The organism is Ciceribacter ferrooxidans (assembly GCF_004137355.1).
Classification (GTDB): Bacteria; Pseudomonadota; Alphaproteobacteria; order Rhizobiales; family Rhizobiaceae; genus Allorhizobium; species Allorhizobium ferrooxidans.
On the sequence record NZ_SDVB01000243.1, the window covers coordinates 1 to 278 of the forward strand.

Below are 278 nucleotides of genomic sequence, written 5' to 3' on the forward strand. Positions count from 1 at the left end.
AAATAAAAGGTGAATTATTGTGACCCCCACAATCATAAAAGGAAGAAGAAAATGAAATGTAAAAAATCGAGTTAGGGTGGCGTTGTCTACTGAAAATCCCCCTCAGATTCATTGGACAAGTACGCTTCCAATGTACGGTACAGCAGAAAGAAGATTTGTAATTACTGTAGCCCCTCAGAATGATATTTGGCCCCATGGAAGGACGTACCCTACAAAGGCAGTGGCTATGACGAGAAAGAAAAGGATTACTCCGATGTTTCATGTTTCTTTAAATATGA

General features: G+C 39.2%; 1 pseudogene. It reads right to left on the reverse strand.

The features are described from left to right. A pseudogene (locus EUU22_RS15365) lies at positions 1 to 255 on the reverse strand (cytochrome b N-terminal domain-containing protein); the annotation flags it as partial. Between the last annotated feature and the right edge of the window lie 23 nt (positions 256 to 278).